General features: G+C 70.2%; 20 protein-coding genes and 1 pseudogene. 3 read left to right on the top strand and 18 right to left on the bottom strand.

Annotated features, from left to right (window positions below):
- From QQM67_RS09715 to QQM67_RS09670, 10 genes and pseudogenes are all read right to left on the bottom strand, one after another.
- Positions 1-894 (bottom strand): diacylglycerol kinase, encoded by an 894-nt coding sequence (locus tag QQM67_RS09715; protein WP_314173278.1) that lies wholly within the window; start codon positions 892-894, stop codon positions 1-3.
- A gap of 17 nt (positions 895-911) precedes the next feature.
- A complete protein-coding gene (gene tatC, locus QQM67_RS09710; protein ID WP_314173277.1) occupies positions 912-1,886 on the bottom strand; it encodes a twin-arginine translocase subunit TatC in 975 nt (324 codons plus the stop codon).
- 77 nt (positions 1,887-1,963) lie between these two features.
- On the bottom strand, positions 1,964-2,263 hold the full coding sequence (tatA, locus tag QQM67_RS09705; RefSeq protein WP_314173276.1) for a Sec-independent protein translocase subunit TatA: 300 nt from the start codon (positions 2,261-2,263) through the stop codon (positions 1,964-1,966).
- Between the two features lie 410 nt (positions 2,264-2,673).
- Positions 2,674-2,868 (bottom strand): annotated as a pseudogene (locus QQM67_RS09700) (hypothetical protein); the annotation flags it as partial.
- Between the two features lie 44 nt (positions 2,869-2,912).
- Positions 2,913-3,875, bottom strand: coding sequence for a helix-turn-helix transcriptional regulator (locus QQM67_RS09695; RefSeq protein WP_314173275.1), 963 nt, complete (start codon positions 3,873-3,875; stop codon positions 2,913-2,915).
- Positions 3,876-3,891: 16 nt separating this feature from the next.
- Entirely contained in the window at positions 3,892-4,866 is a 975-nt protein-coding gene (locus QQM67_RS09690) for a helix-turn-helix transcriptional regulator (protein ID WP_314173274.1), read from the bottom strand.
- A gap of 147 nt (positions 4,867-5,013) precedes the next feature.
- Positions 5,014-5,388 carry an FKBP-type peptidyl-prolyl cis-trans isomerase gene (locus QQM67_RS09685; RefSeq protein WP_314173273.1) on the bottom strand — a complete coding sequence of 125 codons (375 nt, stop codon included), beginning with the start codon at positions 5,386-5,388 and terminating at the stop codon, positions 5,014-5,016.
- A gap of 61 nt (positions 5,389-5,449) precedes the next feature.
- Positions 5,450-6,355 (bottom strand): FKBP-type peptidyl-prolyl cis-trans isomerase, encoded by a 906-nt coding sequence (locus QQM67_RS09680; protein WP_314173272.1) that lies wholly within the window; start codon positions 6,353-6,355, stop codon positions 5,450-5,452.
- Positions 6,356-6,491: 136 nt separating this feature from the next.
- Complete coding sequence (gene pafA / locus QQM67_RS09675) at positions 6,492-7,853, bottom strand: Pup--protein ligase (protein WP_314173271.1); 1,362 nt, start codon at positions 7,851-7,853, stop codon at positions 6,492-6,494.
- A gap of 9 nt (positions 7,854-7,862) precedes the next feature.
- Positions 7,863-9,170: an MFS transporter gene (locus QQM67_RS09670; RefSeq protein ID WP_314173270.1), complete on the bottom strand. Its 1,308-nt coding sequence runs from the start codon at positions 9,168-9,170 to the stop codon at positions 7,863-7,865.
- Between the two features lie 142 nt (positions 9,171-9,312).
- Between QQM67_RS09670 and QQM67_RS09665 the strand changes: the two genes are divergently transcribed.
- The gene (locus tag QQM67_RS09665) at positions 9,313-10,377 is read left to right on the top strand and encodes a LacI family DNA-binding transcriptional regulator (protein WP_314173269.1); all 1,065 of its coding nucleotides are present in this window, start codon (positions 9,313-9,315) and stop codon (positions 10,375-10,377) included.
- 126 nt (positions 10,378-10,503) lie between these two features.
- On the opposite strand, the gene prcA is transcribed toward QQM67_RS09665, so the two are convergent.
- From prcA to arc, 5 genes are all read right to left on the bottom strand, one after another.
- On the bottom strand, positions 10,504-11,280 hold the full coding sequence (gene prcA / locus QQM67_RS09660; RefSeq protein WP_314173268.1) for a proteasome subunit alpha: 777 nt from the start codon (positions 11,278-11,280) through the stop codon (positions 10,504-10,506).
- Positions 11,281-11,337: 57 nt separating this feature from the next.
- Positions 11,338-12,183, bottom strand: coding sequence for a proteasome subunit beta (gene prcB / locus QQM67_RS09655; RefSeq protein ID WP_314173266.1), 846 nt, complete (start codon positions 12,181-12,183; stop codon positions 11,338-11,340).
- Between the two features lie 129 nt (positions 12,184-12,312).
- A complete protein-coding gene (locus QQM67_RS09650) occupies positions 12,313-12,531 on the bottom strand; it encodes a ubiquitin-like protein Pup (protein WP_314173265.1) in 219 nt (72 codons plus the stop codon).
- 140 nt (positions 12,532-12,671) lie between these two features.
- Complete coding sequence (gene dop, locus QQM67_RS09645) at positions 12,672-14,183, bottom strand: depupylase/deamidase Dop (RefSeq protein ID WP_314173264.1); 1,512 nt, start codon at positions 14,181-14,183, stop codon at positions 12,672-12,674.
- 253 nt (positions 14,184-14,436) lie between these two features.
- The gene (arc, locus tag QQM67_RS09640; protein ID WP_314173263.1) at positions 14,437-16,203 is read right to left on the bottom strand and encodes a proteasome ATPase; all 1,767 of its coding nucleotides are present in this window, start codon (positions 16,201-16,203) and stop codon (positions 14,437-14,439) included.
- A 243-nt stretch (positions 16,204-16,446) separates the two neighbouring features.
- Here arc and QQM67_RS09635 point away from each other — a divergent pair, with 243 nt between their 5' ends.
- Complete coding sequence (locus tag QQM67_RS09635) at positions 16,447-16,734, top strand: ferredoxin (protein WP_314173262.1); 288 nt, start codon at positions 16,447-16,449, stop codon at positions 16,732-16,734.
- A gap of 78 nt (positions 16,735-16,812) precedes the next feature.
- On the opposite strand, the gene QQM67_RS09630 is transcribed toward QQM67_RS09635, so the two are convergent.
- The 3 genes from QQM67_RS09630 to QQM67_RS09620 all read right to left on the bottom strand — a co-directional run bounded on the left by QQM67_RS09630 (position 16,813) and on the right by QQM67_RS09620 (position 20,283).
- Entirely contained in the window at positions 16,813-17,397 is a 585-nt protein-coding gene (locus QQM67_RS09630; RefSeq protein ID WP_314173261.1) for a hypothetical protein, read from the bottom strand.
- Positions 17,398-17,656: 259 nt separating this feature from the next.
- On the bottom strand, positions 17,657-18,556 hold the full coding sequence (locus tag QQM67_RS09625) for a tRNA (adenine-N1)-methyltransferase (RefSeq protein ID WP_314173260.1): 900 nt from the start codon (positions 18,554-18,556) through the stop codon (positions 17,657-17,659).
- A gap of 32 nt (positions 18,557-18,588) precedes the next feature.
- Entirely contained in the window at positions 18,589-20,283 is a 1,695-nt protein-coding gene (locus QQM67_RS09620) for a site-2 protease family protein (protein ID WP_314173259.1), read from the bottom strand.
- 124 nt (positions 20,284-20,407) lie between these two features.
- Between QQM67_RS09620 and QQM67_RS09615 the strand changes: the two genes are divergently transcribed.
- Positions 20,408-21,295, top strand: a complete 888-nt coding sequence (locus QQM67_RS09615) for a RecB family exonuclease (RefSeq protein WP_314173258.1) — start codon at positions 20,408-20,410, stop codon at positions 21,293-21,295.
- Positions 21,296-21,315: the final 20 nt, after the last annotated feature.

Genomic DNA, 21,315 nt, shown 5'->3' with positions numbered 1-21,315 from the left:
CTACTCCCCTACCAGCAGCCGCACCGCCCGCGGAACGACCTGCGCCGTCAGCGGCAGTGGCCCAAGCGGTTCACCGTCCGCGTACCCCGTCACATCCGGCGCCTCCAGGCGCACGCTCCGCGCCCGGTAAGTCGTGACGACGGGATGGGACAGATGGGTGCCCTTGTAGACGCGGGGGAAGACGCGCAGCAGCGTCGCACGGCTGCACTCCCCTACGACCGTCACGTCGAAGAGACCGTCGTCCATCTCGGCGCCGTGACATATGCGCATGCCGCCGCCGTACGACGGGCCGTTGCCGACGGCCACCAGCGTGGCCTCGATCTCCATCGGCTCGCCGTCGTCGAGCGTGATCCGGTACGGGATGGTCTTGAAGGCAGCCAGTTCGGCGAGGATCGCCAGGTCGTACTTGATCTTGCCGGCGGGCCAGCGCATCCGGTTGCCCCGGTCGTTGACGCGTGAGTCGAAGCCCGAGGCGAGCACCGAGCCGAACCAGCGCTCTCCCGCTCTGCCGAGGTCGATGCGGCGCTCGTGCCCGGCCTTGAGCGCCTCGGCGACGAGCCGCCCGGCCTCGGCGGGCTGCCGCACGGGCAGCCCGGTGGAGCGCGCGAAGTCGTTGCCCGTGCCCACGCCGACGACGCCGAGCGGAGTGTCCGTACCGGCGACGGCCTGGAGCGCCAGGGAGGACATGCCGTCGCCGCCGACGGCGATCAGCGCGCCGGTGCCGGCCTGCACGGCCTCGCGCGCCCGCACGAGCGCGTCATCGGCGTCGTTGCCGACGACGGTACGTACGGCGAAGCCGGCCTGGCGCAGTGCCTCAGCGGCGGGCTGCGCGGCGCCGGCGGCACGGCCGCGGCCCGCGGTGGGATTGACGAAGAGGGTGATCTCGCTGGTCACGCGCGGACCATACCGGCTCAGGTCGCGTCGCCGTAACCGTCCTGTCCGTCCCGCCCGCGGGAGCCGCCCGCGTCGCCGGACTCGCCCTCGGGCAGTGCGCGCGGCGCGGGGACGCTCTCGCCCTCCTCCAGGGCGTCGGGGTTGTCGATCTGCGACGCCTCGTCGTCGTCCAGCGCGGCGTACGGGTCGTTACGGCTGCGGCGCCGGTCGTTGAAGAAGCAGACCGCCACGGCCCCGAAGTAGAGCAGCACGATCGGCGCCGCCAGGGCCGCCATCGTCAGCGGATCGCCCGTGGGCGTGGCGATGGCGGAGAAGATCGTGATGCACAGCACCATCACCCGCCACCAGCTCAGCAGCCGGCGCGCGCTGAGGACGCCGGTGAGGTTGAGCATCACCAGCAGCAGCGGAAGTTCGAAGGCGAGCCCGAAGACGATCACCAGCCGCGTGACGATGTCGATGAAGTCGTCCAGCGGGATCAGGTTGCCGGTGCCTTCCGGAGTGAACTCGAGGAGAGCCGCGGCCGCCTGGGGAAGGATCAGGTACGCGAGATAGGCGCCGCCGAGGAAGAGCGGGACGCCGGCGCCGACGAAGGCGCGCGCGTACTTCTTCTCGTGCTTGTGCAGACCGGGGGCGAGGAACGCCCACAGCTGGTGGAGCCAGATCGGGGAGGCGGCAACCACGCCGGCCATCAGCGCGACCTTGAGCATGATCGTGAACGGCGCGATCAAGCCGTTGATGGTGATCTCGGCGCAGGACTCGCCGTCCTCGGCGGCGCGCCCGAAGCCCTGCGTGCAGCCGACGGAATCCCGCACCGGATCGGTGAGGAAGTCGGCGATCGGCTTGTAGTAGATCATCGCCACGACGGTGACGACGAGGATCGCCAGCACCGCCTTCATCAGCCGGTTGCGCAGCTCCCGCAAGTGGTCCGCGAGGGGCATCCGCCCCTCGGGGTCCTTCTCCCTTTTGCCCTGTCTACGGGCCGACTTGAGCAACCCAGGTCCTCGTTGTCTGAAGTGTCGGAAATGCCGGAAGGACCGTACCGCTCGGGTACGGCGGACTCACTCAGCGGTCAGGACGACTGGTTCTGCTGCTTCTGGTTGGCCGGCTCGGTGACGGGCCGCGAACTCGCGACGTCGCCGGGAGCGGCCTGGATGGTCCTCGGCGCCTGCTGGGAGTCGGCGGAGGCGCCCGTGCCGGTGCCGGTCTCGCCGTCGTCGCCGTCCTTCTTCATCTGCTTGGCCTCGCTCTTGAGGATGCGGGCAGACTTGCCGAGCGAACGGGCCATGTCCGGAAGCTTCTTGGCGCCGAACAGCAGCAGGATGACCAGGACGATCAGAACGATCTCCAGGGGCTTCAGGTTGCCGATCATGTGCCACTACCTTCTCGCCGGGGCCGGCGTGTGTCCTTGCCTGCCGTATGAATCGGACGGGCTGCGTCAAGCGAGTGCTCTCAGCGATCGTAACCCTGTGGCCTGAACGACGGGCAATGCCCGTAAGGACGCGAGGTTGCGCTCGCCCACCGCCGCGACGCGGCTCAGTGCAGCTTACCGCTCAAAGGTACGGGCCAGGCAGGGCGCGTGCGCACAGCCGCCGCCCACGCGCTTGTGCTATAGGCCGGGCTCGCACCGAGGCGTGTGCCGTGGGCCACGTACCGGACCGCGCATCACGGGTGTTCGCGGCCCGCCGCGCGTCCGCCGGCCTGCGGATGCCCGCCCGCGTCACCGCGTACGTCACCCGGCCCGTCGCTCCGTACGTCACCGTTCACGTCGCCCCGTGCGTCACGTGCGGCACCCGCCCGCCCGGCCAGCGGCACGGCCGCCCGTTCGAGGTCCTCCGCGGCGCGGGTGATCCGCTCCGAGCTGTCGCCGACCGCCCGGCTGAAGTTGCGCACCTCCAGGCCGACCCGGACGGCCAGCACGCCGAGCACGGCGATTCCGCAGAAGGCGAGCGCGAGAAAGAACATGGGCCAGAGCATGAGCCGAGCCTAGTGGGGCGGCCGGAGGAGCCCCGCGAGCAGTCTCACTCCCCGTACGCCGCCAGCGCCGTGCGCGCCGCTTCCCGTGCGCTGTCGGCGAGTTCACGTGGCTCGACGATCCTGCCGTCGCGGCCCAGCCGCAGCGCGAGCCGCCGCAGCGACGCCGGGTCGGGGGTGCGCAGGGTGACGCGCAGCCCTCCGTCGGGCAACTCCTCGGCGCTGTCGTACGGGTAGTACTCGGCGACCCAGCGGCCTCCGGGGCCGACCTCGACGACGACCTCCGGGTCCTCCGCGGAGGGCTGCACGAGCCCTTCGCTCAGATCGCGGACCTCCATCGGGGGCGGGTCGGCGGGCTCCTGGAGCAGCCGGATCTCCGCGACCCGGTCCAGCCGGAACGTACGGCGGGCCTCCGAGAGCCTGCACCACGCCTCGAGATACGTGTGGCCGACGGCGAAGAGCCGGATCGGATCCACTTCACGCTCGGTGAGCTCGTCGCGCGCCGGCGAGTAGTAGCGCAGCCAGAGCCTGCGCTGCTCGGCGATGGCGCGGTCCACGTCGGCGAAGACCCCGCCCTCCGACTCGAAGGTGACGGACAGCCGCGAGCTGGCGCCGGCGCTCTCCCCCGCCGCCTCCTCCAGCTTGGCGGTGGCCCGCCGCAGCGCGTCGCGGTCGCTCTCGCGCAGACCCGGCAGCGTGGCCACGGCCCGGGCGGCGACGAGCAGGGCCGTGGCCTCGTCGGAGGCGAGGCGCAGCGGCTGCGCCGTGTCGCTGCCCAGGGCGTCGGCGTTGCGCCACCAGATCCGCTCGCCGTCGGTGTCGATCTCCAGCAGGTCGCCGCCGCGGAAGCTGGTGCCGCACATCGGCAGCACGTCGAGATCGGAGATCAGCTCGTCGGAGCTGATGCCGAAGGCGCGGGCCACGTCGTCGATACGGGCGCCGGGACGGTCGCGAAGGTAGGTGACCAGGGACAGCATCCTGCGCGTCTGGTCGATGGCGTTCGGTGCCACGGTCCTTAACTCCCCCTCAGCCCTTCGCGACGGCGCGCAGGCGGTCGACCACTTCGGCGCGCAGCTCGGCCGGCTCCAGCACGATCACGTCCGGCCCGAACTCCACCAGCCAGGCGTCCAGCCCGTGACCGTACGGGATCTCCAACTCCTCCCAGCCGCCGGGCAGTTCCCGGATCTCGGTGGCGCGGGCCCGCAGCGGATAGCCGGCGCCCGCGCGCAGCCGGATGCGCGCGCTGCGCGACGCGCTCTCCCCCGCCCAGCGCTCGACGGTCTCCCGCACGGTCACCTGGTCGGGCACCGGGGCGGTGAACGCCGAGGCGCGCGAGCGCACGGGCCCCGTGATGCGTGAGAGGCGGAAGACGCGCTCCGCCCGCCGCTCCCGGTCGAAGCCCGCGAGATACCAGTGGCCGCGCCAGCACTCCAGCGTCCAGGGCTCGACCTGGCGGCGCTCGGGGCGGGCGGCGTTGGACTTCCGGTAGTCGAAGACGACGGGACGCCGATCCCGGCACGCCAGCATCAGCGGCTCGAAGGCGGCCTCGCGGGCGGGGATGTACGGCTCCAGCGTGCTGTGCGGGACGGACGGTGCGTCGCCGCCCTCCCCGTCGCCGTGCTGCGGCATGCCGCCGGCCGCGTGCAGCTTCTGAAGGGCGCCGCTCGCCGCTCCCGCGAGGCGTGCCTGCTGCCACACGCGCGCGGCCAGGCCGAGGGCGGTGGCCTCCTCGGCGTCGAGGGCGACGGGCGGCAGCCGGTTGCTGTCGCGCTGGGCGCGGTAGCCGATGTCGCCGTCCAGGCTCTCCACCGTGTCGATGACGAGGCCGAGTTCGCGCAGATCGTCCTTGTCGCGCTCGAACATCCTGTTGAAGGCCTCGTCGCCGCCGGCCTCGAGATAGGCCTCGATCGAGGTACGCAGCTCACGCTTCGTCAGCGGGCGCCGGGTCCCGAGCAGGCACAGCGCCAGGTTCATCAGCCGCTCGGCCTTGGCAATCGCCATGGGCTCCCTCGTGCTCCCGTACTTCTCGTACTGCTCTGTGCTCTTCTCGGCAATTGACCGTACCGCTCGCCGCGTCCCCGGCAAAAGCAAAGACCGAGGGCCCCGCCCGCCGGCGGGACCCTCGGCGAAGCCGCTGTGCGGCCCGGCTCAGACGGAGACCAGATCGCAGACGAAGATCAGGGTCTCGTTCGGCTTGATACGGCCGCCGCCCGCGCCCTGCTCGCCGTAGGCAAGGTGCGCGGGAATGGTCAGCCGGCGGCGCCCGCCGACCTTCATGCCCTGCACTCCGCGGTCCCAGCCGGGAATGACCTGGCCGGCGCCGAGCTGGAACTGCAGCGGCTTGCCGCGGTTCCAGCTGGCGTCGAACTCCTCGCCGCTGGAGAAGGAGACGCCCACGTAGTGGACGGAGACGTTGTCGCCGGCCTTGGCCTCGGGCCCGTCGCCCTCCCAGAGATCCACGATCTCCAGGTCGGCAGGCGGCGCGCCCTCGGGGAAGTCGACCTCGGGCTTGTCCATGCTCACGAAATGGCTCCTAGCAACGAATCATTCGGACAACCGCGCCAGTCTTTCACGCCGCGCGGGGTCAGTTGACGTTCAGTACGTCCACGGAGAAGACCACGCCGGAGGAGAACTGCTTCTGCTGCTGCTTCGGGAACTCGCTCTTCGGTACGGAGATCACGACGCGGCTGCCGGCCTTCTTCCCCTTGAGCGCCTCGGCCCAGCCGGGGATCTTGGACACGGGGATCTCCTGCGGGCCGCCCTGCGCCCAGGTGTCGTCGAGCTGCTTGCCGCCCTTCCACAGCTTCGCCGAGAACTGGGTGAGCACCGTGCTCTTCTCCGTGACCTTCTTGCCGTCGCCCTGGATGATCGTCTCGTCGAGCAGCTTGTCCGGAGCCTTGTCCTTGCCCTTGGGCATGGTGATCTCGGGCGCCTTGTCCTTCTCGACCTTGGTGCTGACCTTGGGCAGGTCGGGGTTGTGGTCGAGCTTGGCGGGCTTGCCGTCGATCTTGTTCGGCATGATCTTCTCGAGGTCCACCACGAAGACGAGCGTGGAGTTCTTCGGGATCGTCGGGGGCTGGCCCTGCTTGCCGTAACCCTTCGACGGCGGCACGACGAGTTCGACGCGGCTGCCGAGCTTCTTGCCCACGAGGGCCTCGTCCCAGCCCTTGATCACCTTGCCGGTGCCGATCTGGAACGTCGCGGGCTGACCCCGCTTCCAGCTGCTGTCGAACTCCTTACCGTTCCACAGCTGCCCGTGGTAGTTCGCGTTGAGCGAGTCGCCCTTCTTGACCTTCTGCCCCTTGCCCTCCTTCAGGACCTTGACCTTCAGATCCTTCGGGGGCTTGCCCTTGCCCTTGGCCACCTTGGGCTTCTGGTCCGAGGAACCGGTGACCTGCGGGGGCTGCCCGTTCTCGTCCTTGTCGCTGCCGCAGGCGGCGGCGGAGGCGACCAGTGCGGGCACGGCGAGTGCCACGACCAGGCGGCGCACGAAGGGTTTCCTGGGGCGGGGGGTCGTTCCCCGGGGGGTATGCAGCATTGTGTCCAACTCGCGTCTAGGGATTGTCCGGACGGTCGGTGGCAACCCTACGGCCCCGTCCGGACATCCCGTCCCCCGTCGACACGTCTCACATCCCGGCGATGAGCTTCTCCACGCGCTCGTCGACCGACCGGAACGGGTCTTTGCACAGCACAGTCCGCTGTGCCTGGTCGTTGAGCTTGAGGTGGACCCAGTCGACGGTGAAGTCCCGGCGCTGCTCCTGGGCCCGCCTGATGAAGTCGCCGCGCAGCCGCGCCCGGGTCGTCTGCGGCGGCACCGACTTGCCTTCGAAGATCTTCAGGTCGTTGCAGATGCGGGATGCCTGGCCGTTGCGCTCCAGCAGGTAGTAGAGGCCGCGGCGGCGGTGGATGTCGTGGTACGCGAGATCTATCTGCGCGATGCGCGGGTGCGACATCGTGATGTTGTTCTTGTTCCGGTACCGCTCGATCAACTGGTACTTCATGACCCAGTCGATCTCCGTGTTGATCTTGTCGAGCTCCTGGGTGCGGATGGCGTCGAGCGAGCGGCCCCACAGCTCCAGTACGCGCTCTACGCGGCCGGTACGGATGCCGCGCCGGTCGCAGAAGTCCAGCGCCTTCTCGAAGTACTCCTGCTGCACCTCCAGCGCCGAGGCCTCACGGCCGCTGGCCAGGCGCACCTTGCGCTGACCCGTGATGTCGTGGCTCACCTCGCGGATGGCACGGATCGGGTTCTCCAGCGTCAGGTCGCGCATCACGGTGCCCGCCTCGATCATGCGGAGCACGAGGTCGGTGGCGCCGACCTTCAGCAGCATGGTCGTCTCGGACATGTTGGAGTCGCCCACGATGACGTGGAGACGGCGGTAGCGCTCGGCGTCCGCGTGCGGTTCGTCGCGGGTGTTGATGATCGGACGCGAGCGCGTGGTCGCGGAGCTGACCCCTTCCCAGATGTGCTCGGCGCGCTGGCTGACGCAGTAGACGGCGCCCCGCGGGGTCTGGAGCACCTTGCCCGCGCCGCACACGAGCTGCCGCGTGACGAGGAACGGGATCAGGACGTCCGCCAGCCGCGAGAACTCGCCGTGCCGCGCCACGAGATAGTTCTCGTGGCAGCCGTAGGAGTTGCCCGCCGAGTCGGTGTTGTTCTTGAAGAGAAAGACGTCGCCCGCGATTCCTTCCTCGTGCAGGCGTCGCTCGGCATCGACGAGGAGGCCCTCGAGGATGCGCTCGCCGGACTTGTCGTGGGTGACCAACTCGGTCACGTTGTCGCACTCGGGAGTCGCGTATTCGGGGTGGGAGCCAACGTCCAGGTAGAGGCGGGCACCGTTGCGCAGAAAGACGTTGCTGCTGCGGCCCCATGACACGACACGGCGGAAGAGATACCGCGCCACTTCGTCGGGGGACAGACGGCGCTGGCCCCGGAACGTACACGTGACGCCGTACTCGTTCTCAAGCCCGAAGATTCGGCGGTCCATGACTGAACATTACGCCTGAGGGCCTGTTCTGAAACCGGGTTCGGGGGCAGCATTGCGATCATTTTCCGCCTCGGTGACCGGCGCTGACGCATGGCCAGGACCCGCTGCGGAGCCGGTGAAAGGGGCCGTTCGGGAGGCGCTGGGGGCCGCCGGAAGCGCCCGTGCCGTCAGCAGCAGTACGAGAAACGCCGCCAGTCCTCCCCCGCCGACGACGGCGAAGCCCGCGGAGGCGCCGCCCCGCTCGATGACGGGCCCCACCACGGCCGTACCGGCGGCCGCACCGACCCCGAACGTCGTGACCAGCCACGAGAACGCCTCGGTGACCGTGCCCGAGGGAGCGTGACGGTCGACCACCACGAAGGCGCACGCGAGGGCGGGCGCCAGGAAGAGTCCCGCGATCCCGGCCAGAGCGGTCATGGCGACCACGCCGGGGACGAGGATGAGCGGCAGGTACCCCGCGGCAAGGGCGAAAACAAGCCAAGCCAGCCGTCGTTCGGGCGCGCCGGGCCAGTGCCGCGCCCCGTAGACGACTCCGCCGATGAGCGCGCCGAAGCCCAGTGCGGAGAGCAGATAGCTGGAGATGAGGGCCTCGCCGTGGTCGTCCGCGTAGCTCACGGACGCGACGGCGATGGCGCCCAGCGCGAGTCCCACGAAGAAGAACGTGCCGAGCAGGGCCAGCAGCCCCGGCGAGCGGAGCGCGCCCAGCCAGTGGGGTTCGCGCGGAGCGGAACGCCACGCCCGCGAGGGCGGGGAGACGACGACGGAGAGCGCGCCGAGGACGCCGAGCGCGTTGACGACCAGCAGCGCCGCCGCCTCGTTCCAGAGCGCGACCAGCACCGTCACCAGCAGCGGCCCGACCGCGAACATCACCTCCTGGGCGACGGCGTCGAGCGCGTACGCCCTGTGCACCTTCTCCGGACCCTTGAGGACACTCGGCCACAGTGCGCGCAGTCCGCCCTCCAGAGGCGGCGTGCACACCCCCGCGATCAGCACCCCCAGGGCGGCGGCCCAGACCGGGTCGGTGCCCGCGACGGCGAGCAGCAGCATGCCAAGGGCCGAGAGAACGGCCGCGGGCAGCATCACGCGCGGCTGCCCGTGGAGGTCGACGAGGCGTCCGAGCAAGGGCTGTCCGACGGCGGTCGCCAGGCCGTACACGGCGGAGAGCACGCCCGCGAGGGTGTAACTGCCGCCCTCGGCGCGGGTGAAGAGCACGATCGCCAGGGGGCCGGTGGCGTTGGGCAGCCTGCCCGTCAGGGTGCCGGCGAGCAGCCGCACCGCGTGCCGCGCGCGCAGCAGCTCGGCATAGCCCGTCGCCATGGCTCTCGGCTCCTTCCGGTGCTCACGGGGTAAGTGAGGGTCGTGGGTTGTACGTATAACTCCCGGCGTCATACGTATCATTTCGCTGACCCACGGTCCACCCCGGGCGTCCGGAGCCACGGGCGGCGAAGGAGCGGTACGGATGGCGAGCACCCGGGGGCCCGGCACGGCGGGCCCGCCGGCCGGCGGGGACTCCCCGGGCCGGCCCCGCCCCACCAGCCGTGACGTCGCCCGGCACGCGAACGTCTCGCAGGCGACGGTCTCCCTCGTACTGGGCGGCAAGTGGCGGGGACGGGTCTCCGCCCGTACCGCCGAGACCGTCCGGGACTCCGCGCGGGCGCTCGGCTACCGCCCCAATCTGGCCGCCCGGAGCCTGCGTCTCGGGCGGACCCGCACCGCGCTCCTCGTGGTCCCCGCCCTCACCCACGATTACTTCGCGCGCGTGCACGCCGGGGCCTCGCGGGTGGCCGCCGAGCACGACTTCGGCGTGGTCCTCTACCCCTCGCCCGAAGGCACCGGGCCCGCCGTGGATCCGTTCGGTTCCGCGCGCGCGGCGCTCGACGGCGTGATCGCCTCATCGATGGCTCCGGAGGCGCTGGCCGCCCTGCGGGAGGGCGGTCTGCCGCTCGTGATGCTGGACACCGACCCGGAGGGCGACCGTGCCGCCGCCACGGTGAACCTCGACATCGCCGACGGCATGCACCAGGCGGCCGGGCACCTCCTCGGCCTCGGCCACCGGCGCCTGGCGCACCTGGCGGCGGACGTCGACACCTGGACCTTCGGGGTACGGGCGCGGGCCCTCGCGGAGGCGGTCGCCGGGACGGACGGGGCCGTCGTCGAGACCCGTCGCAGCGACCTCAGCGTGACGGACGCCCTGCGCGCGGCCACGCTCGCCCTCTCGGCGGACCCGCGGCCCACGGCGGTGATCTGCGACGACGATCTGCTGGCCGCGGGCGCCTGCAAGGCGGCGCGGCGGCTGGGGCTGCGCGTGCCGGAGGACGTCTCGGTGACGGGCTTCGACGATCTGAGCCTGGCGACGGCGCTGGAACCGGAGTTGACGACGGTGCGGTTGCCGGCCGAGGAAGTCGGTGCGGCGGGCATGGGCGCGCTGCTGGACGTACTGGCGGGGCATGCGGCGGTCACCCCCGTGCTCCCCGTACAGCTCGTGCGCCGCGGCTCGACGGCGGAGCCGCCCGCCGACCGCTGAGGACCGCTGAGGCACCCGGGGCGGGGGGCCAAGGAGGCGACTCAACACCGCGTGCCCCGCGGGGTGTTGAACCCGCGGGGCACGCGCACGGAACGGAGAGACGGACGGGTAAGCAGCGGCGGCGGGCTACTCCTCCGAGCCTTCGCCGGAGGATTCCTCGCCCTCGTCGCCCGACGACGAGGAGCCCGATCCGCCCGAGCTCTCGTCCTCCCCCAGCAGTCGCCGCAGCTGACTGCCGAGCACCCGCTTGAACTTGCGCTGCTGGACGCGGCTGCGGTCGAGCAGCGCCACCTCCAACTGGTCGGCGGTCACCTCGCGTTCGCCGCCGTTGTTGTCGCGGGCCAGGGACTCCTTGCCGAGCTTGACGGCCTCCGCGAGCGTCATGTCGTCGCGGTGGCGCTGCTCGAGATAGCTGTTGATCTGGTCCGAGTTGCCGCCGACGGCGAGCGAGCCGTGCTCGTCCACGATCGAACCGTCATGCGGAAGCCGGTAGATCTGGTCGTCCTCGGGGCCGGGGCCGACCTCGGCGACGATCAGCTCCACCTCGTAGGGCTTCTCGGCCGCGCTGGAGAAGATCGTGCCCAGCGTCTGTGCGTAGACGTTCGCCAGGCCACGCGCCGTCACATCGGCCCGGTCATAGGTGAATCCGCGCAGATCCGCGTAGCGGACGCCGCCGATGCGCAGATTCTCGAACTCGTTGTACTTGCCCACCGCGGCGAACGCGATGCGGTCGTAGATCTCGCTGATCTTATGGAGCGACCGCGAGGGATTCTCGGCGACGAACACGATGCCGTCGGTGTACTGGAGCACGACCACGCTGCGGCCCCGCGCGATGCCCTTGCGGGCGTACTCGGCGCGGTCCGCCATGGCCTGCTGGGGTGAGACGTAGAACGGCGTCGACACCGGCTATCCGTCCCTTCCTTCTCCTGTCAGAGGGCGCTCGAGGCCCCGTGGCCTTCTTCAGGTGAGCGGGGCCTGCGGCCCGTTGGGCAGCTGGAGCCGGCCCTCGTGCATCGTGCGTACGAGCCCGGAGACGTCGTCCTCGGCAAGCTTCCGGCAGCCCTCGTCGGAGATGACGGTGAGCGTGGGGTAGATCTTGCGGGCCATGTCGGGGCCGCCGGTCGCGGAGTCGTCGTCCGCCGCGTCATAGAGCGCCTGGAGGGCGACCGTGCAGACCTGCTCCTCCGTCAGGTCGTCCCGGTGCAGCTTCTTCAGGGAGCCGCGGGCGAAGACCGAGCCGGAGCCGACGGCGGTGAAGCCCACCTCTTCGGAACGCCCGCCCGTGACGTCGTAGGAGAAGATCCGGCCCTTCTCACGGTCCACGTCGTAGCCCGCGAAGACCGGGACGACGGCCAGGCCCTGGAGGGCCATGCCGAGGTTGCTGCGGATCATGGTGGAGAGGCGGTTCGCCTTGCCCTCCAGCGAGAGCGTCGAGCCCTCCACCTTCTCGAAGTGCTCCAGCTCCAGCTGGAAGAGCTTCACCATCTCCACCGCGAGGCCCGCCGTGCCGGCGATTCCGACGGCCGAGTACTCATCGGCGGGGAAGACCTTCTCGATGTCCCGCTGCGCGATGACGTTGCCCATCGTCGCCCGCCGGTCGCCCGCGAGCACGACGCCGCCCGCGTACGTGGCCGCGACGATGGTCGTGCCGTGCGGAGCCTGCACGGCGCCCTCGACGGCAGGCAGGGGCCGGCTGCCGGGCAGCACCTCGGGCGCATGCTCGGACAGGAAGTCCATGAACGAGGACGAGCCGGGCGTCAGGAAGGCAGCCGGCAGACGCCCTGTGTCACGAGTGTTGGCTTCCACACGTTTCCTTCCACTGATCGGAAGTCGGTTCGGAGGGATCTTGGAACACTGCACGGACCCTACCCTCAGGCCGGGAAGTCATCCGTCCTGCGCCCCCGCTGCCGGGGACGCAGGACGGTGATCACGCGATTACTCTCCGCCCTTCTGAACGAAGGACCGCACAAAGTCCTCGGCGTTCTCCTCAAGGACGTCGTCGATCTCGTCCAGGACGGAGTCCACATCCTCCGAGAGTGCTTCCTGGCGCTCCTTGAGGTCCTCGGAGACCTGTGTCTCGTCGGTCTGCTCCTCGGTTTCCTCGGTCTGGCGGGTGGCCTTCTGCTGGCCGCCGCCGGTGTCCTTGGTCGCCATATCCTCACCCCGCTCGGTTCGGTGTACGCGTGACGTACAAGATCAGACCCTACAAGCAGGGACTGACATCGGCCCTTCACTTCTCCAACGTCGGAGTACCACCCCGGTGATTCCCGCATGCGGGGGCGAATAGCCGTCGTTCAGCCTCCGGAAAGCACTCTCACCAGGTCCTCGGCGGTGCGGCAGCGGTCCAGAAGTTCCTTGACGTGGTCGCGGGTGCCGCGCAGCGGCTCCAGCGTGGGCACCCGTTGCAGAGAGTCACGGCCCGGCAGATCGAAGATGACCGAGTCCCACGAGGCGGCGGCGACGTCGTCCGCGTACTGCTCGAGGCAGCGGCCGCGGAAGTAGGCGCGGGTGTCCTCCGGCGGCTTGCCGACGGCCCGCTGGATGTCGTCCTCCTGAAGCAGCCGCTGGATGTTGCCGCGGTTCGCGAGGCGGTTGTAGAGGCCCTTGTCCGGCCGTACGTCCGCGTACTGCAGGTCCACCAGGTGCAGCCGCGCCGCGTCCCAGCCGAGGCGGTCACGGCGGCGGTAGCCCTCCATCAGCTCGCGCTTGGCGACCCAGTCCAGCTCGCCGGAGAGGCCCATCGGGTCCTGCTCGAGTCTCGTCAGGACGTCTTCCCAGCGTGTGAGCACGTCCTTGGTCTGCTCGTCGGCGTCGGCGCCCCAGCGCTCCTCGACGTACTTGCGCGCCAGCTCGCAGTACTCCATCTGAAGCTGGACGCCCGTGAGCGTACGGCCGCTGCGCAGCGTGATCAGCTTGCCCAGGGAGGGGTCGTGCGAGACGTGGTGGAGCGTGCGGACGGGCTGGTCGACCGCGAGATCGACGGCGATGAAGTTGTCCTCGACCATCGACAGCACGAGCGCGGTGGTGCCCAGCTTGAGATACGTGGAGATCTCGGAGAGGTTCGCGTCCCCGATGATCACGTGCAGCCTGCGGTACTTCTCCGCGTCGGCGTGGGGTTCGTCACGCGTGTTGATGATCGGGCGCTTCAGCGTCGTCTCCAGGCCGACCTCGACCTCGAAGTAGTCGGCGCGCTGACTGAGCTGGAATCCGTGTTCGCTGCCGTCCTGGCCCAGCCCGACGCGGCCGGCACCGCAGATCACCTGCCGGGAGACGAAGAAGGGCGTCAGGTGGCGGACGATGTCCGAGAACGGCGTCTCCCGCTTCATCAGGTAGTTCTCGTGCGTGCCGTAGGAGGCGCCCTTGTTGTCGGTGTTGTTCTTGTAGAGGTGGATGGCCTGGGTGCCGGGGACCTCGGCGGCGCGCTCCGCGGCCTCGGCCATGATCCGCTCGCCCGCCTTGTCCCACAGGACGGCGTCGAGGGGGTTGGTGACCTCCGGGGCGCTGTACTCGGGGTGGGCGTGGTCGACGTAGAGACGGGCGCCGTTGGTGAGGATCACGTTGGCCAGACCGATGTCCTCGTCGGTGAGCTGGCTGGCGTCGGCGGACTCCCGGGCCAGGTCGAAGCCGCGGGCGTCCCGCAGCGGGTTCTCCTCCTCGAAGTCCCAGCGGGCACGGCGTGCCCTGTGCATCGCCGCGGCGTAGGCGTTGACGATCTGGGATGAGGTGAGCATGGCATTGGCGTTGGGATGACCGGGTACGGAGATTCCGTACTCCGTCTCGATGCCCATTACTCGCCGTACGGTCATGCGGCCCTCCTTGCCCGGCAACGACCCGCCTGTGGGCCGCGGCTCAAGTCCCGCTGCGCATCCGCCCCGTCTGCGGTCCTTCCCTCAGCACTGCGCGTAGCGGCACTACGGACGAGCCTAGAACGCACGACCTGAAGTCGGGAGATCACTCAGCGGACTTCCTCGGACTGCTCAAAAAGGATCCGGCCACGGACGCCCTCCCCTGCCTTCGGCGGGGGTCCACCAGGGGCGTCCGCAGCCGGATCGCGTCTGCTTACAGGTACTGACCGGTGTTGGCCACGGTGTCGATGGAACGGCCCGTGTCCGCGCCCTGCTTTCCGGTGACCAGCGTGCGGATGTAGACGATCCGCTCGCCCTTCTTGCCGGAGATGCGGGCCCAGTCGTCGGGGTTGGTGGTGTTCGGCAGGTCCTCGTTCTCCTTGAACTCGTCCACGCAGGCGGCGAGCAGGTGGGAGACGCGCAGGCCCTTCTGGTTCTGGTCGAGGTACGCCTTGATCGCCATCTTCTTGGCGCGGCCGACGATGTTCTCGATCATGGCGCCCGAGTTGAAGTCCTTGAAGTAGAGCACTTCCTTGTCACCGTTGGCGTAGGTGACCTCCAGGAAGCGGTTCTCCTCGGACTCCGCGTACATCTGCTCCACGACGGACTGGATCATGGCGTCCACCGCGGCGTTGGTGTTGCCGCCGTGCTCGGAGACGTCGTCCGCGTGCAGGGGGAGGTTCGCGGTCAGGTACTTCGAGAAGATGTCCTTCGCGGCCTCCGCGTCCGGACGCTCGATCTTGATCTTCACGTCGAGCCGGCCGGGGCGCAGGATCGCCGGGTCGATCATGTCCTCACGGTTGGAGGCGCCGATGACGATGACGTTCTCCAGGCCCTCCACACCGTCGATCTCGGAGAGCAGCTGCGGGACGATCGTGTTCTCCACGTCCGAGCTGACGCCGGAGCCGCGGGTGCGGAAGAGGGAGTCCATCTCGTCGAAGAAGACGATGACCGGTGTGCCCTCGCTCGCCTTCTCCCGGGCGCGCTGGAAGACGAGGCGGATGTGCCGCTCCGTCTCGCCCACGTACTTGTTGAGGAGCTCGGGGCCCTTGATGTTGAGGAAGTAGCTCTTCCCCTGGGGCTTCCCCGTGACCTCCGCCACCTTCTTGGCCAGCGAGTTGGCGACGGCCTTGGCGATGAGCGTCTTGCCGCAGCCGGGCGGGCCGTAGAGCAGAACGCCCTTCGGCGGGCGCAGTTCGTGCTCCTTGAAGAGATCCGGGTGCAGGTACGGCAGTTCCACCGCGTCGCGGATCTGCTCGATCTGGCCGCGCAGACCGCCGATCTTGGCGTAGTCGATGTCGGGGACCTCTTCGAGGACGAGTTCCTCGACCTCGCTCTTCGGCACGACCTCGAAGACGTAACCGGAGCGCGGCTCCAGCAGCAGGGCGTCGCCCGCGCGGAGCGTGGTCTCCAGCAGGGGCTCGGCGAGGCGCACGACCCGCTCCTCGTCGGTGTGCCCGACGACCAGGGCGCGCTCGCCGTCCTCCAGTACCTCCTTGAGCATGACGATGTCGCCCGCGGTCTCGAACTCCATCGCCTCGACCACGTTGAGCGCTTCGTTGAGCATCAGCTCCTGACCGCGCCGGAGCTCTTCGAGTTCGACGCTGGGGCTCACGTTCACGCGGAGCTTGCGGCCACCGGTGAAGATGTCCGCCGTGCCGTCCTCGTTCGCGGTCAGGAAGACCCCGAAGCCGGCCGGCGGCTGCGCGAGGCGGTCGACCTCTTCCTTGAGGGCGACGATCTGATCGCGCGCCTCACGGAGAGTGTTGGAGAGCCGCTCGTTCTGCGCGGAGACGCCGGCCAGGTTGGTCTGTAGCTCGACGATCCGCTCCTCAAGAATCCGAGTGTGCCGCGGAGAGTCGGCGAGCTTGCGGCGCAGGACGGCGATTTCCTGCTCCAGATACGCGACCTGGCCGGACGGGTCTTCGGAACCCCGACCGGGCCGGATGCCGCGGTTGCTGTCATCGTCGTGGGCTGCCACGGTCCTCACCTCCTCCAGGGGGAGCTGGACGCTTCCTGACCCTACCTGGGCGGGTACAGGTTGAAACCCTAGATCACAAAGACGGTCGCGGTGTGTCTGATCTTCACCCTTGCGCGCTCCCTCACGCCAGGGGAATACCCACCCATGACCATCCGAAAGCGGCCGGTTGTAGGGTCGGGACGGTCAACACCCCTTCATGGACAGCAGCTTTCCACCGCGAACGCAGGAACGGCAGGCGACAGAATGAGCACCGGAGACGAGGCACTCGAGGTCTGGATCGACCAGGACCTGTGCACCGGCGACGGCATCTGCGCGCAGTACGCACCCGAGGTGTTCGAGCTGGACATCGACGGCTTGGCCTATGTGAAGAGCGCCGACGACGAGCTTCTCCAGGACAAGGGGGCGGTGACTCCCGTACCGCTCCCGCTCCTCAGCGACGTCGTCGACTCCGCCAAGGAGTGCCCCGGTGACTGCATCCATGTCCGCCGTGTTTCGGACAGTGTTGAAGTGTACGGCCCCGACGCGGATTAGCACTCGGAGTCACGAACGCTCACGCTGAGTCCCCGCCCGTCCTTCCGGAAAGCGGTGCCGTACACGGTGCGTTGATCGTCAGACGCTCTCCGCGCTGCCCGGCACGGGAGCGGCCTCGAGCGCGAACTTCCCGTCCTTCCACTCCCACTTCACCTTCCGCTGCCGGTCCGGGCAGCAGCTGGGCACCGACGGCGAGGAGTAGCCGAGGAGCTTGGCCGAGACCGTACGGCCGGCGACCTTGAGATGCTGGACGGTCATCCGCTCCTTGGTCCGCAGCATCGTCGCGACCACGCGGGGCGCCGCGTCGGGTCGGGACGCGGCCGCGAGCACGAACAGGGCGTTGGGCGGCGAGCCCGTACCGGAGTGGCAGCGCACCGACGCGACGGTCTCCTTGCGTCCGTCGCCGTCGAAGTCCGTGGAGCCCTTGTCGACGACGTCGATCTTGACGGAGGGCCTGCCGCAATCGACGGGGAAGTCCGCCTTCTTCGGGTCGGGGGCGGGGCCGGAGGAGGCCGTGGAGAGCGTCGGCTGGGCGGAGGCGCCCGCGGGCTGGATGAGGGCCGAGGCCCCGACGACGGCGGCGAGGGCCACGGCCGTGCTGAGCCAGTGCATCATGCGGGTACGGGTGTGCGGGAGTTCCAGTTCGAGTTCCGGTTGCGTCACGCCGGGTGACTCCTGTGGGAAGTGTGCTTGGGGGTGCTCAGCATCGTGCCATACGTCACACCGCACCGGAACGGGCGGGACACCGGTTGTGCGCACGGATGGTGACGGCGCGTCAGGTCGGCCGACTCAACGCGCGTGCCCCGTCCCCGGGTTGGCGACCGGGCGGCGGGCGAGACGTCGGACGGCGGGGCGTGCGGGTGCCGGTGCACGGGCCCGGGCGGAACGCCGGCGCGACCGCCGTACGGCGTCAACGGGCCTTTCAGGAACGGCCGGAGGTGCTTCCGGGCCCGGTGTAGTCGTCCCCGTAGGCGCCCTTGGCGGGACGGCGGCGGCGCAGCGGCGGCTCGACGCCGTCCGCGAGGCGGCGGGCCGTCAGCAGGAAGCCGGTGTGCCCGATCATGCGGTGGTCGGGGCGTACGGCGAGACCCTCCACGTGCCAGTTGCGCACCATGGTCTCCCACGCCTGCGGCTCGTTGAACGTGCCGTGCTCGCGGATCGACTCGACCATGCGCGCCAGTTGTGTCGTGGTGGCGACGTAGCAGCACACGATGCCGCCCGGCACGAGGGCCTTGGAGACGGCCTCCAGGCACTCCCAGGGGGCGAGCATGTCGAGGATCACACGGTCGACGTCGGTGTCCGAGAGGTGGTCCTGGAGGTCTCCGACCGTGAGCGTCCAGGCGGGGTGCGGTTCGCCGAAGTAGCGCTCGACGTTCTGCTGGGCGATCTCCGCGAAGTCCGCGCGCCGCTCGTAGCTGTGCAGCATGCCCATCTCGCCGATGGCCCGCAGCAGGAACATGCTCAGCGAACCGGAGCCCACGCCCGCCTCGACGACGCGCGCGCCGGGGAAGATGTCGGCCATCGCGAGGACTTGGCCCGCGTCCTTGGGATAGACGACGGCGGCGCCGCGCGGCATGGACAGGACGTAGTCGGGGAGCAGGGGGCGCAGCGCGAGGTAGGCGACGTTTCCCGTCGTACGGACGACACTGCCCTCGGGAGCACCGATCAGCTCGTCGTGGGGGAAGGCTCCCTTGTGGGTGTGGAAGCTCTTTCCCTCTTCGAGCGTGAACGTGTAGTGGCGTCCCTTGGGATCGGTGAGCTGGACCTGGTCCCCGACCTTGAAGGGCCCGCGACGGCGGGCTGCACCGGTCGGTTCGGACATGCCGACAGACTAACGGGTCTGGTCAGGGCCCCTCACGCCGAGGGCTTGGCCATCGCGGCGACGAAGGCGCGCTCGACGTCGCCGGTGGAGAGCACCCCGTAGATCTCGCCGGTCTCCTCGACCACCAGGTACTCGGTCGCCGGGGTGGCGCGCAGATGCTCCAGCAGCTCCTCGCCTGCCAGCTCCGCCGGGACGCGCATGCCGTCCTTCAGCTCCTGGGCGAGGCTGGCGACCGCGACCCAGGGACGGCGGTGCGAGGGGACGCCGGCGATGGCCGCCTCCCGTACGAGCGAGACGGGGCCGCCGGCGCCGTCGACGACGACGAGGGCGCGGGCTCCGGCGTCGTTGGCGCGGCGGAGCGCCTCCGAGAGCGGTGTGTCGGTGGGCACGGGGACGGCGCGCCTGGTGAGCGTGCGGGCGCGCAGCTCGGGGAGGTGCTCGCGCAGCCGCGCCATGCGCAGGCTGTTGCCGGCGCCGGTCCAGATGATGGCGGCGAGGATGGCGGCGAGCAGCGCGTCCATGAGGGAGTCGACGCCGCCGATGGTCTCCTGCGAGAAGTCGCCCGCGTGCGTCGCGAGCGGCAGCCCGATCAGTACGGCGATGGCGAGCGCCCTGCCGATCCAGGCCGCGAAGACGGTGCCGGCCATCGGACGTCCGCTCAGCTTCCAGACCAGGGCGCGCAGCATCCTTCCCCCGTCCAGGGGCAGTCCGGGGAGGAGGTTGAAGGCGGCCACGATGAGGTTGGAGAACATCAGCCCCGCCAGCAGCACGCCCGGCACGGAGTCCGGCCGCACGGCCTGCATCCCGGCGTAGAAGACCCCGGCCAGCACCAGGGAGAGCAGCGGCCCGACGACGGCGAGCACGAACTCGCGGCCCGGGGTCTCGGCCTCCTTCTCGATCTCGGAGACGCCGCCGAAGAACTGCAACTGGATGCGGCGCACGGGGAGTTTGAAGCGCAGCGCGGCGACGGTGTGGGCGAGTTCGTGCACGAGGACGGACGCGTAGAAGGCCACGGCGAAGAACAGCGCGATGAGGTAGCGCACCGTGCCGAGGTGGGGCAGCACGCGGTCCAGCTGCCCGCCGAAGACCCAGGTGATCAGGGCGGCGACGAGGAACCAGCTGGGCGCCACGTAGACGGGGACGCCGAAGGGGCGGCCCATCAGCAGGCCGCCGCCGAAGGGGCGGGCACGCCGGGGCTTGTCCGGGCCGAGGCCCTGGGGGCCGGGGCTCTGGGGACCGGGGTTCTGGGGGCTTGCGCTCTGTGAGCGGGGTGGCTGGGGGACGGCGTCCTGCGGGCCGGGGAACTGCGGAGCGGAGCCCGCGGGGCCGCCGGGACCTGCTCCGTCGGAGCTCGCGGGGCGGTTCACGGGGCCGGGCTCCGGGGCGGGCCCGGCAGCCTTGCCGGGGCCTTCGCCGGGGTCCTCGCCCGCGTCCGGGGCGGCGGCGGTGGTGGTGTCCGGTGGGGGCTCGCCCGCGTCCTTCGCGTCCCGTTCGGACGGGATCCCGGGAACGGGCTCGGCGCCGGGTCCTTCGCCGTCGTCATCCCTGCCGTGCGCGGCATCTGACGTGCCGTCCGCCGTTCCGTGGCCCGCCGGCTCCGCGTCCGGGTACGCCGCAGACTCCGGACGGTCCGGGAGAGATGCCGTGCCCTCCCCCGCCGTTCCGGAGTCGCCGGAGCCACCGGAGCCGCCCGAACGCGGGCTGCCGCCGTCTTCCGTGTCCGCCACGGGTTCCCCTCTGCCGCTTCCTCGCACTCCGCTGCGCTGCCTGTGCCCGTGAGGCGTGCAGGGCGGGTGCGCCGCCTCGATGGTATGCGTCCGTTGTCAGTGCGGGGCCCTAGGGTCGTACGTCATGACCACCCGCGTCGCCTCGCCGCCGAACTCCCTCTCGCCGTCCCGCGCAAGTGACTTCATGCAGTGCCCGCTGCTCTACCGCTTCCGGGTGATCGACAAACTGCCGGAGAGACCTTCCGCGGCGGCGACGCGGGGCACGGTCGTGCACGCGGTGCTGGAGCGGCTCTTCGACGCCCCCGCGGAGCAGCGCAGTCTGCCACGAGCGCGGAGCCTCGTCGCGCGCGAATGGGAGCGGCTGCTGGCGAAACGGCCGGAGCTGAAGGAGCTGTTCGCCGAGGAGGGTCAGGAGGAGGCCGGCGGCGAGGAGCTGGCGGCCTGGCTCGCGCAGGCGGAGCGCCTCGTCGAGCGCTGGTTCTCGCTGGAGGACCCGACGCGGCTGGAGCCCGCGGAGCGGGAGATGTTCGTCGAGGCCACGCTGGATTCCGGGCTGCGGCTGCGCGGCATCATCGACCGGGTCGACGTCGCGCCCACGGGCGAGGTGCGCATCGTCGACTACAAGACGGGCAAGGCCCCGCCCCCGCAGTTCTCCGACGGGCCGCTCTTCCAGATGAAGTTCTACGCGCTGGTCGTCTGGCGCCTGCGCGGAATCGTGCCGCGCCGTCTCCAACTGGTCTTCCTGGGCAGCGGAGATGTGCTGACGTACGACCCGGACGAGGAGGATCTGCGCCGCGTCGAGCGCAAGGTGCTGGCGCTGTGGGAGGCGATCACGAGAGCCACGGAGACGGGCGACTGGCGGCCCCGGCCGGGCAGGCTCTGCGACTGGTGCGACCACCAGGCGCACTGCCCGGAATTCGGCGGCTCTCCCCCGCCGTATCCGCTCACGGTCCAGCCGCGGCTGCCCGAGCCACGCGACGAAGGCCCACAGGGATCGGCGGACGGTGCTTAGGCAAGAATAGGTCCTGTTGC

It is taken from the genome of Streptomyces winkii (assembly GCF_032248595.1).
In the GTDB taxonomy this organism is placed as follows: Bacteria; Actinomycetota; Actinomycetes; order Streptomycetales; family Streptomycetaceae; genus Streptomyces; species Streptomyces winkii.
This window is presented reverse-complemented; position numbering and strand designations above follow the sequence as displayed.

What these genes read in the sequence shown, in the direction of transcription:
- tatA (WP_314173276.1), bottom strand. Translation starts at nt 2,263, where the DNA reads ATGATCGGCAACCTGAAGCCCCTGGAGATCGTTCTGATCGTCCTGGTC.
- QQM67_RS09635 (WP_314173262.1), top strand. Translation starts at nt 16,447, where the DNA reads ATGAGCACCGGAGACGAGGCACTCGAGGTCTGGATCGACCAGGACCTG.
- QQM67_RS09670 (WP_314173270.1), bottom strand. Translation starts at nt 9,170, where the DNA reads ATGGCGACGGGCTATGCCGAGCTGCTGCGCGCGCGGCACGCGGTGCGG.
- QQM67_RS09625 (WP_314173260.1), bottom strand. Translation starts at nt 18,556, where the DNA reads ATGTCCGAACCGACCGGTGCAGCCCGCCGTCGCGGGCCCTTCAAGGTC.
- QQM67_RS09665 (WP_314173269.1), top strand. Translation starts at nt 9,313, where the DNA reads ATGGCGAGCACCCGGGGGCCCGGCACGGCGGGCCCGCCGGCCGGCGGG.
- QQM67_RS09615 (WP_314173258.1), top strand. Translation starts at nt 20,408, where the DNA reads ATGACCACCCGCGTCGCCTCGCCGCCGAACTCCCTCTCGCCGTCCCGC.
- pafA (WP_314173271.1), bottom strand. Translation starts at nt 7,853, where the DNA reads ATGGACCGCCGAATCTTCGGGCTTGAGAACGAGTACGGCGTCACGTGT.
- dop (WP_314173264.1), bottom strand. Translation starts at nt 14,183, where the DNA reads ATGACCGTACGGCGAGTAATGGGCATCGAGACGGAGTACGGAATCTCC.
- QQM67_RS09690 (WP_314173274.1), bottom strand. Translation starts at nt 4,866, where the DNA reads ATGGCGATTGCCAAGGCCGAGCGGCTGATGAACCTGGCGCTGTGCCTG.
- QQM67_RS09650 (WP_314173265.1), bottom strand. Translation starts at nt 12,531, where the DNA reads ATGGCGACCAAGGACACCGGCGGCGGCCAGCAGAAGGCCACCCGCCAG.